The following is a 16,612-nucleotide window of genomic DNA, read 5'->3' as shown; positions in this document are numbered from 1 at the left end:
AGGCGGCGGGCACTTCGTCGTTCTCGGCCCGCGGTGGGCAACACGCGGCGCAGATGGTACATAAATCATTTTTCTTGTGCGCCGGAAAGCGACGGGAGAGCCTAAGGATGTCACGCGTCAAAGTGCTGATCCGCTGAGAGTCGATCGTCTCTGGTGCCATCAGAGGGGGATGTCGATGCGTCTTCGGATGTCGGGTCGAGAGCGCATCGTCGGGCGCGCGCAGCATCGGAACACGTTCCGGCGCATTGCAGCGCTCATCCTGGCGGCAGCGGTCGTCGTCGGCGGTCTGATCGTCTTCGATGCGCCGGCGCCGGCCGAAGCGGCGGTGCGGGGAATGAGCGTGCGCTACAGCGACAACCTCGAGGGCGGAACGATCCGCGTGCTCGGCAACGCCTGGTCGACCTGCAGCACGACGGTGGGCTGGGCGACGAGCTCGTGTGCGAGCGCACGGAACTACGGAGTCACCACCGGGGACCTCACGTTCAACTCGAACAGCCCCGCGGGCGGCTCACGGAACACGATCGATGTCGACGTCGACGGGGTGAACGTCGGCACCAACCTCTCGTCATCATCGGACCTCCAGCTCCCGGCCGGTGCCCAGGTCGCCTGGGCGGGCGCGTACTGGACGTCATACCCCTCGGCGATTCCCCGCATCTCGATCGATGGGCCGGGCTCCGCGGGCATCGCGTACGAGGCATTCCCCGCGACGACGACGGATTCGGCGCCGCTCGGCGGCAACGCCGCCCTGTTCAGCCACTTCGCCGACGTGACGGCTCTCGTTCAGGCGCAGGGATCCGGCACCTACACGGCATCGCCCAGCGCGCGCGGCATGGACATCTACGGTGTGGCGGGCTGGTCGATGATGGTCGTGTATTCCGTCCCCGGCGACGTCAACCGCCAGGTCGTGATCAACGACGGCCTCGTCGCGCAGCAGACGGGAGGGACGACGGCGATCACGTTCGGCGGATTCCGCACTCCGCCCGTCGGGAACGTGCGGGCCGACATCGCCACCGTGATCTATGACGCGGACGCCGGGTTCACCGACTCGGTCTCGGTCGGGAACACGCTCGCCTCCCAGACGAAGATCGCCAACCCCGGTCCTATCGCGAACGACTACGCCAATGCGAGCATCCGCGACCTGGGCGTGCACCCGCCGAGCAATCCGGCCTACGCGAACAACTTCTCCGTCGACGCCAAGGTGACATCGACGCGCAATGCCATCGGCAACAGTCAGACCTCGGCCGTCGCCGTGTTCGATACCCGCGGCTCGAACGAGTTCGAGTTCCCGGCGGTCATCGGCATCGCGGTCGACAACTACCTCGCATCCGTCACGGCCGACAAGACCGTCACGGATGAGAATGGCGGCGCCGTCCGACCCGGCGACTTCCTGACGTATCGGCTCGCGGTGCAGTCGACCGGGTCCGAAGCCAGCACCCTCAGCATCCTCCGTGATCGGCTTCCGACGGGCGTCGTGTACGTCCCGGGCAGCCTGAGCATCACGCAGGGGGCCAACCCGGGCGCGAAGACCGATGCGGCAGGCGACGACCAGGCGGAGTACGACGCGGCGACCCGCGAGGTCAGCGTCCGGCTCGGAGTGGGAGCCACGGCGACGACCGGCGGCGTGCTTCCGCCGCGGCCGAACAGCCCGGTGCAGGAGGTGACGTTCCGGACGCGGATCAGCGACACCCAGAGCGGTGCGCCCATCGTCAACACCGCGGTCCTCAGCGGCACCGGCGGCGAGACGAGTCTGCCCTTCACGGAGCCGAGCACCCCGGCCGGCGTCACTCCGGTGCTCAGCCCGGCGATCGCGATCGACAAGGCGGCGATGCTCGACGACGCCGACCGCGATGGTGCCGCGGACCCCGGCGACAGCATCACCTACGGATTCACCGTCACGAACACCGGCGACGTGGTTCTCAGCGCCGTCGCCGTTGCCGACCCCGCCCTCGGCGCCGTGACCTGTGCGGTGTCGACCCTCGCGCCCGCGCAGAGCACCACGTGCTCCGCGCCACCGCGTTCCGTGTCGCAGGCGGATCTCGATGCCGGGGCGCCGCTCACGAACACCGCGACCGCCACCGCCACCGCGTCGAACGGCGCGAGGGTGAGCGCCGCCGACGGCACGTCGACCCCGATCGCCGACGCTGCGCCCCAGCTGGAGCTCCGCAAGGTCGCCGGCTTCTCCGACGACGACGGCGACGGCGCTCTCGACGTCGGCGAGACGATCCGATGGTCCTTCGTCGTCAGGAACACCGGCGAGGCGACGGCCCGGGATCTCGCGATCGCGGATCCGCTCGCCGGCCCCGTCTCCTGTCCCGTCGCCGAACTCTCCCGGGGCGTGACCACGCAGTGCGTGGCCGACGGTCCGTACGCCATCACCGACGACGACGTCTTCGCGGGCGCCGTGCGCAACACGGCCACCGCGACGGCGATCAACCCTCGCAGCGGGGCGACGGTGGTCTCGAACGCGTCGTCGACGCAGACGCCGACGATCGCGCAGCCCTCGATCGACATCGCCAAGACCGCGACGGTCGATCCCGCGGAGCGCCAGGGCGGGGCGGCCGCCGGCGATGCGATCACGTACACGTTCGTCGTCACGAACACCGGCAACGTCCCCCTCGGCGCCATCGTGGTCGACGACCCGGATGTGGGCGCGGTCACGTGCGCGCTCACGACTCTCCGCGCCGGCGAGAGCACGAACTGCACGGCCGCGCTCGTGCGCACCGTGACCCAGGCCGATGTGGACACCGGGGCGGGTCTGAGCAACACGGCCGAGGTCACGGGTGCATCCGTGGTCGACGGGCAGGTCGTCAGCGATTCCGACACTGCGCTGGTCCCGGTCGTCGCTCCCACCCCCGCGCTCGCGATCGAGAAGACCGCGGTGCTGGACGACGCCGACGGCGACGGAGTGATGGATGTCGGCGAGACCATCGCGTACCGCTTCGACGTGACGAACACCGGCAACATCTCCGTCGACGACGTCGGTGTCGCGGACGACTTCATCGGAGACGTGGAGTGCGACATCGACGACCTGGCGCCGCGCGAGACGACGGCCTGCGAATCCCTGTCTCCGCATCTCGTGACGCAGGGCGATGTCGATGCGGGCGTGGTGACGAACACCGCGACCGCGATCGGGACATCGCCCCGCAGCGGCACTCCCGTGGTCTCGGCGCCCGACACGGCCGAGGTGCGGGGAGTGCCGGAGCCGGCGATCGCCCTCGACAAGGTGGCGACGGTGACCCCGGCCGAGAATCAGGATGCCGCAGAGACGGGTGACAGCATCCGCTACACGTTCACCGTCACCAACGCCGGGAACACGAGCCTGACGGATGTGGCGGTATCTGATCCGACGCTGGGTGCTGTGGTGTGCGCGAGCTCGGCGCTCCTTCCCGGCGACAGCACGCTGTGCACGTCCGACCGGGTGGTCGTGGTCACCCAGGCCGATGCCGTGGCCGGTGCGCCGATCTCGAACACCGCCTCGGTCACGGGGCAGGCGATCGTGGGCGGACCGATCCGGGACAGCGACACCGCCGTCGTCGAGGTCGCCCGGATCATTCCGCCCGCGGCCGTCGACGATGCCGCGGAGACCCGGCAGGGCGTGCCGGTGACCATCGACGTGCTGGCCGACGACGAGAAGGGAACGTATCCCCTCAACCTGGACTCGCTGGCGATCGTCGCTCCCGACGGATCCGTGGTGCCGCGGCTGACCACGGCGGAGGGCACGTTCCAGGTCGTCGACGGGAAGATCCGCTTCACACCGCTGCCGACCTACGTCGGAGCGACTCCGGCGATCACCTACAGCGTGGCGGACGCGGCGCCGACGCCGATCCGCACCACCGCCGATGTCGTCGTGACGGTGACGCCGGCGGACCTCCCGGTCGCGTCCCCGGATGCGGAGTTCACGCCGTTCGAGAAGCCGATCATCGTCGACGTGCTGGGAGATGACGACCCCGGTCCCGACAACGCGACGTTCGACCCGGGCACGCTGCACCTGGTCGGGCCGGCAGGTCCGGTGACCGCGCTGGTCCTCCCCGATGGCACGTTCGAGGTCGTCGGCGGGCAGGTGCGGTTCACGCCGGCGGCAGGGTTCCGCGGGGCGGTGCCGCCGGTCGAGTACACCGCCTCGACCGATCTCGGGACCACCGTGAGCTCGACGATCGACATCACCGTCGGCGCTCCGGTCGTCGCCGAGGATGACATCGCGCGCACCCCCGCGGGCATGACTGTCGAGATCCCGGTGCTCCGCAACGACACTGCCGACCCTTCGACCGCGCTCGACGCCGCCGGCGTCGTTTTCCCTGCCGCCGGGCAGCCGTCGGGTGCGACGGTCTCGGCCGACGGGAAGACGCTGACCGTCCCCCGAGAGGGCGTCTACATCGTGGGCGTGGACGGATCGGTCGCCTTCACCCCTGACCCGCGGTTCTCCGGGTCTACGACGACGCCGGTGACGTATCAGGCGAGCGATGCCGACGGGCTCACGGACACCGCGCAGATCACCGTCGTGGTCGGCGACGGGCCGGCAGCGACGTCGACTCCGGATGTGGGACGCACTGCGGCGGGTCGGCCGGTGACCGTGCCCGTCCTCGACAACGATCGCCCGTCGCCGGGGGCCGAGTGGGTCCCGTCGAGCGTCGTGTTCCCGACGGCGGGTCAGCCCTCGGGGGCGACCGTGTCCGCCGAGGGGAAGACCCTGACTGTTCCCGGTGAGGGAGTCCACCGGGTCGAGGGCGACGGCTCGATCACGTTCACCCCGGATCCGGCGTTCACCGGTCAGACGACGCCGATCGCTTACCGTGCGACCGACTCGGCAAGGGTGACCGTGACGAGCACGCTGACGCTCATCGTGACGGGAGACCCCGCGCCGCCGCCCACCACGCCGCCACCGACCACTCCGCCTGTGTGGGGGCTGCCGCAGACCGGTGGCGTCCTCCCGATCGGTGCCGCCGCGCTCGCGGTTCTCCTGCTCGGCCTCGGAGCCGTCGGGATCGCTCGCCGACGCAACACGAAGGAAGATTCATGAGAAACCACCGCCCCCTCGCCGTCGCCGTGGCGATAGCCGCGTTCGCGACGATGCTGCTCCCCGGACTGGGGTGGTCGGCACCCGCGGCCGAGGCTGCCGAGCCGGGCTCTCCCACCGATCATCCGATCACGGTCGTGCTCGCCCTGGGCGACTCGACGCCGATCACCAGCAGCCCGGACGAGCTGATGGCTCTCGCGGAGACCCAGATCGCGGAGCTGCGCCAGTACTGGCTGGACATGAGCGGCGGGGTCGTCGACCTGCGGCTCGAGTCGATTCAATGGGCGGACACCGATGACGACGGCATCACCGATCAGGCGCGATGCTCGCCACGGAGCAACCGCGGCGAGCGCATCGCGGCCGTGAAGGAGGATCTCGGGTACGTCGGATCGCCGCGCTCGCACCTGTTCTACTTCATCGTCGCCGGGTGCAGCTTCGGAGGCGTGGGAGTGCAGACCGGATCCATCGACTCGAGCACCTGGCTCGACGTGGAGCAGGGCGGCGGCAACCCCCGGCAGGATGCACCGATCGCGCACGAGCTCGGCCACAATCTCTCCCTCGGTCACGCGGGTGCGTACGTGTGCGCCGACGGCAGCGTCTACGGCCCGCTGGTCGCCGACGGCGGCTCGTGCGTCTGGTACGAATACAGCGACTCCGTGTCGATGATGGGAGCGGCCGTCCCGCGCGCGCAGGGATCGCTGCCCGTGCCGCGCGCCATCCAACTCGGCTTCCTGACGGCGGCGGACTACACCGATGTCACGGGTGACTTCTCCGGTGAGGTGACGCTGCAGTCGCGCGATCTGCTCACGGGGATGCGGGCGGCGCAGATCACCGACCCGATCACCGGCGAGAAGTTCTGGATCGAGTACGCGACCGAGGACCGCTACAGCGTCGGGAACTGGAACGCCCGATCCAGCGTGGACTGGGACGGCACCACCTACCGTCGCGGCTACGGCGTGCGGGTGCTCGTCGAACAGCCCTCGAACGGCACGGGCGTCCTCGCTTCACCCGCGGGAGCCGACGGAATGCGAGCCCTCTACTGGAACCCGGGCCAGACGTTCACGTCTCCCAGCGGCGGGATCTCGGTCGAGGTGCTGGCGACGTCACGCACGACCGCGACCCTCTCGATCGTCACGCGCGCCGACGTCATCGCTCCCGCGCAGCCGAGCAGCCTCGCCTCGGACGGCTTCACCGTCACCGGAGCGGCCGAGCCGGGTGCCGTCGTGACGATCACCGCGGTAGACGGCACCGTGCTCGGATCGGCGACCGCTGGGGCCGACGGTCTGTTCGAGGCGCCGCTCTCTCCCGCGCAGCTGAACGGCGCCGTGCTGGCGGCGACCGCGACGGATCAGACGGGCAACGTGTCGCCCGCGGCATCCGTCACCGTGGCGCGCGCCCCGCTGACGGCGGTCGCACAGCGGTCGTCCGTGGCGACGGACGAGACGCAGACCGTCGTCGGCACGGGCTTCGCTCCCGGTGAGCCGGTGCAGGCCCGCTTCGGTGACGCCGGCCAGCCATTCGACACGCAGGTCGCTGATTCCTCGGGCGCTGTCACCTTCACGTTCGCCCTTCCGTCGGCGACGCCCGCGGGCCCCGTGCAGGTCGTGCTGATCGGGGCGGCCTCCGGCCAGGTCGCTGTCTCGTTCGAGGTGCGGGCGTCGGCCGCTCCGGGGACCGGCTCGGGAGCCGGCGGGCCTGGCGGATCCGGCACGACGAGACTGCCGGCCACGGGCGGGGACGCGACGCCATGGGCTGTCGTCGCGTTCGCGATCGTCGGGATGCTCGGAGGAGCTGCCCTGCTGCGGCGGCGACGAGTCTGAGGTGGGATCAGGACTGTCCGGGAGTCATCGGAGGGGCCACGGTTCGACAGCCACGGGTTCCCCCCGGGTGACGCCGCCGGTGTTGAACGAGTCGACCGCCACCCAATACGCGACGCCGGCGGTGAGCGCACCGACGTCGAGGCTCGCGGTGTCCCGCACCTGCCAGCAGGAGTACAGCTTGTCGGGCGCGAGACCCCAGCGGACGTTGTAGCCGTGCGTGTCGCCGACGTGATTCCACGTGACCCGGACGTCCGTGGGGCCGAGCCTCTCCGGCTGCCCGATCCTCGGGCTGGGGAGGGGTTCTGCGCCCCGGCCGAACACGCGAAGAGCGCTGACGGCGAACGGTGATCCGTACGGTTGCTCATACCCGGTGAGGCGGACCGATCGAAGCGCCTGCGGCTGCTCCAGTGGGAAATACGCGTGCGACCGGCTGGCGTCGTCGAGCCGTGTGTCCGCTATCACGGTCCAGGTCTGTCCGTCGGTGCTGCCCTCCAGCAGGAACGGCGTGGAAAGCGGATCCGCATGCAATGAGCGCCGCTGCCAGAGGCGCACCACTTGGTCCTTCCGACGCGGTCGCGGCTTGGATTCCTCCCATCGATGCTCGGCGAGGTTCACTTGGATGCTGTCGACGAGACATCCTTCCGGCAGAGTCAGTTCGAGCCTCTCTCCAGACCGAGAGCTGCCTGCGACCCACCAGTCGCGCACGTCCTCGTTGGTGATGAGCTCCGGCCCATGCCCGGCGAGGGAGGAGGTCGCCGTCACGGCGGCGCCGTGCGAGAGCAGCATGCTGCTCCCGACGAGAGATCGCGGCTCCGCCGGCCCGTCCGGCATCCGAATGGGGTAGTCGGCGAACTCCTGGCAGGAGAAGAGCGTGCCGTCGGCGTCGAAGCCGGCAGGAAAGATCCCGATCCGGCGTTCGAAGATGTCGTTGACCGAGATCCGCATGCTCGCCGCGTGCCACCAGTTCCCGTGTCGATCCTGAAACGTCGATCCGTGGCCGGCGCCGGTGATGAATCCACCGGGCTTCAGAGAGAACGGCGAACTCGGCGCATACTCGAACGGCCCGAGCGGCGACTTCCCCACGTAGTACCCGTCTGCGTAGGTGTTCAGCCGCGTGCCCGGGGCCGAGTACTGAAGGTAGTAGACGCCGTCGTGCTTCGTCATCCATGGACCCTCGATGTACGGGCCTGTGCCGAGTCGCCACTTCAGAAGCGGATGGTCGCGGATGGTCGACGCGTCGTAGCTCTCGCCTCGGCGCTCCCAGCCTCGGGTGCTGATGTCGCTCGATATCACGGGGATCGGCTCCTCGAGGGGTGCGAATGTCGAGCGATCGACTTCGACGGCGTCGATCGGCGTTCGAGAGGAGCATCCCTGGTAGAGATACACACGGCCGTCGTCGTCCTGGAAGAGGTGCGGATCCCAGAACCCGCGAGTACCGGGGATCTCGGTCCATCGCCCGCCGAGCGGATCCTCGGAGTGATAGAACGATGCGGGGGAGCTCCGGCGCGACGCGCACATCACGACGCGATCGTCGATCACTCGCACGTCCGGCGCGTAGTCGTAGACGGGAAGTTCGGGCGTCGGCATGAATTCCCACCCGGCGAGGTCTTCCGAGTGCCAGAAGCCACCGGACATCGATGCGAACAGGTAGAAGCGGTCTCGGAAGAGGACCACCGATGGGTCGGCAGCCTCCCGGTTGACCCGGCGCCGGAACGGGCCGAATGACTGATCCTGCACCGCGTATGCCAGGTCCAGGGGGTTGGCGAAGCGCGTGGGCGCGGCTGCTCGGGTCATCGTGGTCTCCTCGTTGACGGACTATTCCACTTGTGTCATCATGTGTGAAAGCACTCTACTTGTGGAATCGATCGGATGCGACAATGAAGTTGGAATACCTGCTCCTCGGGCTGTTGGGCGAGAATCCCGGCACCGGGTACGAGATCAAGAAGTTCCTCGACGTGCACGGCCGATTCCTGCGGTCCAACACCACCATGAGCCAGGTCTACCGAAGCCTGTCCACCATGGGGGACCGAGGCTGGGTGAGCTACACCACGGACACCCGGCCCGGTGCCCAGGACGCCAAGATCTACCAGGTGACGCCGGAGGGGATGACCGTCTTCCTCGATTGGCTCACCGGCGACTACTCACCGCCGTCGCGTTTCCAGGATCCGGACCTCGCCGTGCGGCTTCGATTCGCAGGGTTCATGTCGCGTGCGCAGATCCTCCGGCTCATCGACATCGAACTCGATGCTCGTCGTGAGCAGGTCGCCCTGTACCGATTCCGCGATCGGTCCCGGAACGTCGGCTCGGACGTGGCGTTCGACCTGGAGCTCGCCGAAGCGATCGGCGAGCGGTTGCATGAGTGGGGCGCCAGCCAGGTGGACGCATACATCACGGCGCTGGAGACGCTCCGCGGCGACCTCCTCGACAACCGCATCGCACCGACCACGCGCGAGCAGGCGGCTGCCGAGAGCATGGCCGACTGATCATGCGCGCGATCATGGTCATGTTCGACAGCCTCAACCGGCACATGCTTCCGCCCTACGGCTCCGACGAGATCATCGCGCCGAACTTCAGGCGCCTCGCGCAGCACACGGTGACGTTCGACAACTTCTACGCGGGGTCGATGCCATGCATGCCGGCGAGGCGGGAGCTGCACACCGGCCGGCACAACTTCCTGCATCGCAGTTGGGGCCCGCTCGAGCCGTTCGACGACTCGATGCCCGAGATGCTGAAGCAGGCGGGAGTGCACACGCACCTCGCGAGCGATCATCCGCACTACTGGGAAGACGGCGGGGCGACCTACCACCCTCGATACTCGACCTGGGAGTTCTTCCGAGGGCAGGAGGGCGACCCGTGGAAGGGGGTCGTCGGCGACCCCGCACGTGGTGAGCGCGGTGGACCCAGCCGCCGTCAGGACGACATCAATCGCAGCTATCTCGCCGACGAGGCGGACCATCCGCAGACGCGGACCTTCGACGCCGGGGTCCACTTCATCGAGACCAACAAGGATGCCGATCGGTGGTTCGTCCAGATCGAGTGCTTCGATCCTCACGAGCCGTTCTTCAGCTACGACGACCACAAGGCGCTGTATCCGCACGACTACGAGGGCCCGCGATTCGACTGGCCTCCCTATGCGAAGGTGACGGAACCGGCGGCGCAGGTCGAGCACGCCCGGAACGAGTACAAGGCGCTCGTGTCGATGTGCGACCGATCCCTCGGGCGCATCCTCGATCTGATGGATGAGCACGACATGTGGGACGACACCATGCTCATCGTCAACACCGACCACGGCTTCCTCCTCGGAGAGCACGGCTGGTGGGCCAAGAGCGTGCAGCCGTGGTTCAACGAACTCGCCCACCTCCCCGCTTTCATCTGGGATCCGCGGACGCGATCGGCCGGCACCCGCAGCGAGGCACTGGTGCAGACGATCGACATCGCGCCGACGATCCTCGAATACTTCGCGGTCGCTCCGACGGCGGACATGTCGGGATCGGCCATCACCGCCGATGCCGATGGTGCCGGCGACGAGCCGCGACCAGGGGCGCTGTTCGGGATCCACGGAGGTCACGTCAACGTCACCGATGGTCGCTTCGTCTACATGCGCGCGTGCGCCACGCCCTCCAACGAGCCGCTCGAGGAGTACACGCTTATGCCGACCCACATGCGGCAGAGATTCCGCCCCGCCGAGCTGCTCGATCTCGAGTTGGCCGCACCCTTCTCGTTCACGAAGGGCGTTCGCACGCTGCGGATGCCGGGCCGCGCGCAGATCAATCCGCACGTGTTCGGCACACTGCTCTTCGACCTCGAGGACGATCCTGCCCAGGAGAACCCGCTCGATGATCCCGAACAGGAATTGCGGATGCTGCGCCTCCTGGCCGAACTGCTGCACGAGCACGATGCTCCCGACAGCCAATTCGAGCGTCTCGGCATTCCCACGAATGCGCCGCCGGATGCTTCGCATCTGCTGGTGCGGGCACAGAGTGCGCGCGCGGAGGCGGCGGCTGCGCCGCTGCCTCCGTTGAGCGACTTCGCGCACAGCCAGGGTCTGCACCTCGGCTCGCCCGTCGTCGAACTGCTCGCGGATCAGCGCACGCACGGCATCCTCGAACGCCATCTGCCCGCTCTCACCCAGAGCGAGATGCTCGGCCTGCTCGGCGACACCAGCCTCTACAAGCTCGCTGCGACCATCACCATCCCCGCAGCCAAGCTGCGACAGATCGCTGACGACCTCAGCCTGATCTGATCCGGGCGACCCGGCATCCACACCCCTCCCCTCCGATCAACGACGATTCCTGGAGATACTCCATGCCCCCCACTCCTGTGACCGAAACGATCTCGGCCGATGGCGTCGCTGAAGCGACCCCGACGGCGACGCTGCGCGCTGCCCGAGCCACGCGCACACCGCACCGGTGGCGGAACCTCTTCACCCTGACCGGTGTGACCGTCATCGACAACGCGGAGTCCGGACTCACCGAGACTCTGTTCCCCGCCATTGCACAGGCGCTTCAGCTCAGCAACAGTCATCTCGGAATCCTGTCGGCGGTGGGCAAGCTGGCAGCGATGCCGTTCGGGCCCGGTTGGGTCTGGCTGGCATCGCGGACATCCCGGAGATTCGTCCTGTCGATGACCACGGCGCTGGCGGGTGCGTTCGGCATCGCTGCGGGATTCTCGCAGGGCTTCGCGATGCTGCTCGTCTTCAACGTGCTCATGTCGGTCGTCCTCGTGGGCGGCCACCCGATCGCCAACGCCGTGATCTCCGATTCCTTCGACGACCGCAACCGCGGAAAGGCCGTCGGACTCTTCTATGGCGGAATCGCTCTGTGCTCGGCGATGCTCGGCCCGCTCATCGCCCAGTTCACTCACCTCGAGGACGGTTGGAGGTGGGGCATGTGGGTGCTGGGCGCCCTGTGCTTCCTCGCCTCGGCCGCGGTGTTCGTCTTCTTCAAGGATCCCGGAGTGGGAGCCTCGGAGCCGCAGCTCGTCGACCTCACGGCGGAGCAGCGGGCCAGCCGCCGCCCGACCCTCCGAGCGGTCATGTCGCTGTTCCGCACGCCCACCTTCACGATCATGCTCCTGTCGCGCCTGTTGTCCGGGCACCTGCTGATCATCGTGTTCGGCGTGCAGTTCCTGGTCACGGAGCGAGGGTTCTCCACCGCCGTCGCCGCGATCGTGCTCCTGCCCTTCGGCGTCTCCTATCTCGTGGGCACCGTGGGCGGCGGCATGATCGCCTCGCTGCTGGACCGTGTCGTGCGGGATCGTGGTCGTGTCATCATCTTGCAGACCGCCCAGATCATGTTCGCCGTCGCGGCATTCTTCGGCACGCAGTTCGACCACGCGAACATCGGGATCTACGCCGCGTTCTGGGCGGTGCTGGGCTTCTCCCAGGGGCTCAACCCCGGAGTGAACCGGCCGATCATCATGGCTGTGACGCTGCCCGAACTCCGCGGACAGGCTCTGGCGATCTACCTCACCATCTTCGAGGCGATCGGATGGGCGATCTTCACGCTCACCGCCGGCGCCCTCGCCGACCTGGTGGGACTGCAAGCGGTCTTCCTCTGGCTCATGGTGGCGCTCATGCTCGTCAACGCGGTCGTGCTCACCAGCCTCTACTTCACGTACCCACGGGACGTGCGTCGCGTCGACGCCATCCTCGAGCAACGACGACAGGAGCAGATCGGATGACGGAACCACTGGGCGCAAGCGCGCTCATCGACGACGTCCGAACGATCGTCGGATTCGGATGGCGGAGGAACGGCTGTCCGGCAGCGCGAACAGCGGCGGAGTTCATGCGTACGCGGTTCGAGAGCGCCGGTCTGGAGACGAGTGTCGAGACCTGGCCGTTCAACATGTACTACCCCCGCGAGTGGTCGGTCGGTGTTGCGGGCACCGACGAGGAGGCGAACTCGATCCCGATCTGGTACTCGGCCGCCGGCGCAGTCGAGGGGCCCGCGCTCCACATCGACGCCCGCAGAGGAGTGCCGGATCTCTCGGGCATCGACCTGTCGGGCCGGATCCTGCTCGTCGACGTGGACTACGTCGGGAACTTCCTGCCGACCGACGGCAGTTCCTCGGCCGACGCCGGACTGTACGGCGCGGCCGTGCGAGCGGGAGCCATCGGGTACATCCGCCGCGCGGGTGCCCCGGGCAACAGCGTGATGCTGATGCACCTCGCTCAGAACTTCGCCACGCATGCCGCGCCGGCTCGGCTGGGCGGCATCCCTGCGCTGACCGTGGGGAGCGCCGACTTCACGCGGCTCGTCGAGAAGGTTGCCGATGGCGCGGACATCCGGCTGAACATCGCCCTCTGCGAGGTGCCGAAGGGGGGAGACCTCCTGGTCGACGGGGGTGCGCTGGGCCCGGGCTCGCATCTGCTGCGTGCGACGGTCGACGACGTGATCGGTGTGCTTCCCGGATGCTCGGACGAGGTCATCGTGATCGCCGCGCACTACGACTCCACGTTCGACGGGGCCGTCGACAATGCGACCGGATGCGCCGTCCTGCTGGGCCTGCTGGGGCACTTTGCCGCGCTGGACCGCAGCGATCGTCCGAAGACGCTCGTGTTCCTCGCCAGCGGAGCGCATGACACGGGCGACTTCGACCTGTACCACTTCGTCGAGCGGCACCGGGAGGACATCCTGGCTCGAACCGTCGCCTTCAACTGGCTCGACCACATGGCCGCAGACGCCGCCGAAGCAGCGCCGGGGAACACCGTCGCACACGGGGTGCTCGCATCTGAGAACGCCGTGCTCCGATCGCACGTGGTCGACCACCTCGAGAGCGCCGGCATCCCGATCCATCCGCTTCTCGGACCGGCATCGACGATCGGCCACCTGCCGCCGGAGGTCCCCAGCTACAACATCACGCTCGCCCCGTCGTGGTATCACTCGCCGGAGGACACGGTCGAGAAGGTTCCCGCCGCCGCGTTGGCGACCATGGCGGCCGCTCAACTGCGCATCGTGCAGGAGCTGATGGTGAGCGACGGTGCCGAACTCCGTGCCGCCAACCGGGAGCCGCAGGACTCCGCCGCGGCCGCTCTCGCTGCCGCAGTCGCATCATGAGTCCCTGGGGCTCGGGGTGGGTCTACCGAAGGGGAACCGAGCCGGACCCGCGCTTCACGCTCGCCAACGAACGCACCTTTCTGGCCTGGATGCGTACCGCGATCGCGCTCATCGCGGCGGGCGTCGCGCTCGAGGCGCTGGCTCTGCCGCTCCACCCGGTTCTGCGCATGATCGCCTCTCTCCTCCTGCTGGTGGTGGGCGTCGCGCTTCCTCTCGTCGCGTGGATCGGGTGGGGCCGCGCTGAGCGCGCACTCCGGCGGGAGGCGCCGCTCCCTGCCTCGGTGCTCGCGCTTCCGCTCGCAGTGACGTTGTCTGCCGTGGCACTCCTGATCGCACTCGGCCTCTGCCTCGGCCCATGACTCCGCCGGTGATCTTCGACGCAGGGCTCCAGCCGGAGAGGACCCTCCTCGCGTGGCGACGGACTCTTCTTTCTCTTGCGGTGGCCGGTCTCGTGGGTCTCCGGCTGCTGCCGGGGCGGCTCGGATCCGCGTCAGCTCTTCTCTCCCTCGCCGTGCTGGGAAGTGCGCTGCTGCTGCAGCTGTTTGCCGAACGTCGCTCACGACGCACGTACGCCGAGCTCCTGGCAGGGCGATCCGTTCCTCCGGCGGGGGGACTGCTGCTGGCAGTCGCGGCTCTCGTCGCCCTCTGTGGGTTCGGTGCCGCCTGGTGGGTCATCGCCTCCGGAACGCGAGCCGCCACATGATCGCCGCCGGTCGCCCTCGATCGCGAGCGGGCTCCACATCATGACGGAGTCCTGTGGTTCCGAGTGCTCCTGCGCAGCGCCGAGTCGCGGGAGCTACCTCCCGCTGCCATCCATCCGCCCCGACGTGGCACCCGTCATCGAGCGCGGGCATCATCCGATCGAGCAGGTGCGCATTCCCGCGGGTGAGTTCATGATGGGAGATTCGTCCGGAGACGAGAATCCCGGAGACGGGGAGACTCCGGTGCATCGTGTGCAGCTGTCGGCGTTCCTCATCGATGCGACATGTGTGACCAACGCCGTGTTCGCCGAGTTCGCCGACGCCACCGGGTACGTGACGGATGCGGAGAGATTTGGCCTCTCCGCGGTGTTCCACCTCGCCCTCGCTGCGCCGTCGGGTGACGTGATCGGGCGGTCACCGACGACTCCCTGGTGGCTCGGAGTTCGGGGCGCTGACTGGCGTCACCCCGGCGGGCGGAGATCTTCCGTCGACGAGATCATGGATCACCCTGCCGTTCATCTGAGCTTCCACGATGCCCTTGCGTACTGTCGCTGGGCAGGACGCGCTCTCCCTTCCGAAGCGCAGTGGGAGTATGCCGCACGCGGCGGCCTCGATTCCCGCAGGTATCCCTGGGGAGATGAGGACCCCTATGCCGGTGGGTGGCGCACGAACATCTGGCAGGGCGAGTTCCCGCGGGTGAACACTTCGCAGGACGGATATGCGACGACCTCGCCCGTGCGCGCCTTTGCTCCGAACGGCTATGGGCTCTGGCAGCCCGTCGGCAACGTCTGGGAGTGGTGCTCCGACTGGTTCGACGCCGGCTACTACGCGGAGTCGCCCCGAGTCGATCCGACGGGGCCGTCGAAGGGTTCGCTGCGTGTGCTGCGGGGAGGGAGCTATCTCTGCCATGACTCGTACTGCAACCGCTACCGCAACTCCGCGCGGTCACGGAACACCCCGGACTCCTCCATGGGCAATGCCGGGTTCCGGACCGTCGGGGCCGCGGCCATCGACCCGAGGGCGTGACTCGCCAGGACGGGGACCGCGCCTGAGCTGGTCTGAGGTGGGAGTGCCGAGGCTGGCCGGCACGGAACGGAGTGTGCGGTCGTCTCCTCAGGGTGAGGTGAGGGACGCGAGGTAGGTCTGCACGAGGTGTCGGAAGCGCTCCGGCTCCTCCAGATGGGGCATGTGGCTCGAGTGCGGGAGCACCGCACCGCGGACCCGGGGAATGTGCTCCAGGAACGGACGGACCGTCTCCGGAGTCGCCTCGTCGTATCGGCCGGTGATGACGAGGGCCGGCGCGGCGATGGAGTGCAGACGATCGATGACGCTCCAGTCGCGGAGCGAGCCGGTCACGTGGAACTCCGACGGGCCGTTCATGGTGTGGTAGACCGTCGGGTCGGCATCGATCGCTGCGAGCGTCGCCTCGAGTTCGGCCGGCCAGGGATCGGTCCGGCACACGTGGCGTCGATAGTAGACGTGCATCGCCTCGACGTACTCCGGACTGTCGGTCGTGCCCGCGGCCTCGTGGGAGACCAGCGTGCGCTGCACGTCTTCGGGGAGTGCGGACCGCAACTCCTCGGCGGCGCGCATCCAGAGCGGCATGGATGCCGGTGAGTTCGCGATGATCAGGCCCTTGAGCCCTGCCGGTCGCCGAACGGCGTGCTCTGCCGCGAGGATCCCTCCCCAGGACTGCCCCAACAGGACGTGGTTCTCGCGGATCCCCAACTCGTCGAGCAGCTGGTCGAGCTCGTCGAGGAAGCGGGTCACAGTCCACGACGACGGTGGCGCGTCCGGCAGATGCGACGATCGTCCGCTCCCCACCTGGTCGTACAGGACCACGGCACGCCCGGGAGCGGCGAGCGCTTCCAGAGGCAGCAGATAGTCGTGCGTCGCACCCGGTCCGCCGTGCAGCACGACCACCGTCGGCTGATCTCCGATCTCTCCGGTCACCCGGTACCAGGTGTGCTCGTCCCCTCGGGTGAGGAAGCCTTCTCTGCGCTGTCGTGTCAACGGCAT

General features: G+C 68.4%; 11 protein-coding genes. 9 read left to right on the top strand and 2 right to left on the bottom strand.

Annotated elements, in window-relative coordinates:
- The first annotated feature begins 187 nt into the window (after positions 1–187).
- Together ABD648_RS11035 and ABD648_RS11030 are read left to right on the top strand one after the other, a co-directional pair.
- A complete protein-coding gene (locus ABD648_RS11035) occupies positions 188–5,017 on the top strand; it encodes a DUF7507 domain-containing protein (protein WP_344709066.1) in 4,830 nt (1,609 codons plus the stop codon).
- Entirely contained in the window at positions 5,014–6,834 is a 1,821-nt protein-coding gene (locus tag ABD648_RS11030; protein ID WP_282215003.1) for an Ig-like domain-containing protein, read from the top strand. Before ABD648_RS11035 ends, ABD648_RS11030 begins: the two co-directional genes overlap by 4 nt.
- A 24-nt stretch (positions 6,835–6,858) precedes the next feature.
- Here ABD648_RS11030 and ABD648_RS11025 read toward each other — a convergent pair whose 3' ends face one another.
- On the bottom strand, positions 6,859–8,628 hold the full coding sequence (locus ABD648_RS11025) for a family 43 glycosylhydrolase (protein WP_282215002.1): 1,770 nt from the start codon (positions 8,626–8,628) through the stop codon (positions 6,859–6,861).
- 83 nt (positions 8,629–8,711) lie between these two features.
- On the opposite strand from ABD648_RS11025, the gene ABD648_RS11020 reads away from it, so the two are divergent.
- The 7 genes from ABD648_RS11020 (at position 8,712) to ABD648_RS10990 (ending at position 15,619) form a co-directional block, all read left to right on the top strand.
- Entirely contained in the window at positions 8,712–9,317 is a 606-nt protein-coding gene (locus ABD648_RS11020; protein ID WP_282215001.1) for a helix-turn-helix transcriptional regulator, read from the top strand.
- A gap of 2 nt (positions 9,318–9,319) precedes the next feature.
- A complete protein-coding gene (locus ABD648_RS11015; RefSeq protein WP_282215000.1) occupies positions 9,320–11,077 on the top strand; it encodes a sulfatase in 1,758 nt (585 codons plus the stop codon).
- A gap of 62 nt (positions 11,078–11,139) precedes the next feature.
- Positions 11,140–12,516: an MFS transporter gene (locus ABD648_RS11010; RefSeq protein ID WP_282214999.1), complete on the top strand. Its 1,377-nt coding sequence runs from the start codon at positions 11,140–11,142 to the stop codon at positions 12,514–12,516.
- On the top strand, positions 12,513–13,892 hold the full coding sequence (locus tag ABD648_RS11005) for a M28 family peptidase (protein WP_282214998.1): 1,380 nt from the start codon (positions 12,513–12,515) through the stop codon (positions 13,890–13,892). The genes ABD648_RS11010 and ABD648_RS11005 overlap by 4 nt, the downstream gene beginning before the upstream one ends.
- On the top strand, positions 13,889–14,251 hold the full coding sequence (locus ABD648_RS11000) for a YidH family protein (protein ID WP_282214997.1): 363 nt from the start codon (positions 13,889–13,891) through the stop codon (positions 14,249–14,251). Before ABD648_RS11005 ends, ABD648_RS11000 begins: the two co-directional genes overlap by 4 nt.
- Positions 14,248–14,595, top strand: coding sequence for a DUF202 domain-containing protein (locus ABD648_RS10995; protein ID WP_282214996.1), 348 nt, complete (start codon positions 14,248–14,250; stop codon positions 14,593–14,595). Before ABD648_RS11000 ends, ABD648_RS10995 begins: the two co-directional genes overlap by 4 nt.
- Positions 14,596–14,635: 40 nt before the next feature.
- The gene (locus ABD648_RS10990; protein ID WP_425561706.1) at positions 14,636–15,619 is read left to right on the top strand and encodes a formylglycine-generating enzyme family protein; all 984 of its coding nucleotides are present in this window, start codon (positions 14,636–14,638) and stop codon (positions 15,617–15,619) included.
- Between the two features lie 87 nt (positions 15,620–15,706).
- On the opposite strand, the gene ABD648_RS10985 is transcribed toward ABD648_RS10990, so the two are convergent.
- Complete coding sequence (locus ABD648_RS10985) at positions 15,707–16,612, bottom strand: proline iminopeptidase-family hydrolase (RefSeq protein WP_282214994.1); 906 nt, start codon at positions 16,610–16,612, stop codon at positions 15,707–15,709.

The organism is Microbacterium luteolum (genome assembly GCF_039533965.1).
Taxonomy (GTDB): Bacteria; Actinomycetota; Actinomycetes; order Actinomycetales; family Microbacteriaceae; genus Microbacterium; species Microbacterium luteolum.
Note: the sequence above shows the minus strand (reverse complement) of the source record. Positions and strands in the feature narration are given on the sequence as shown.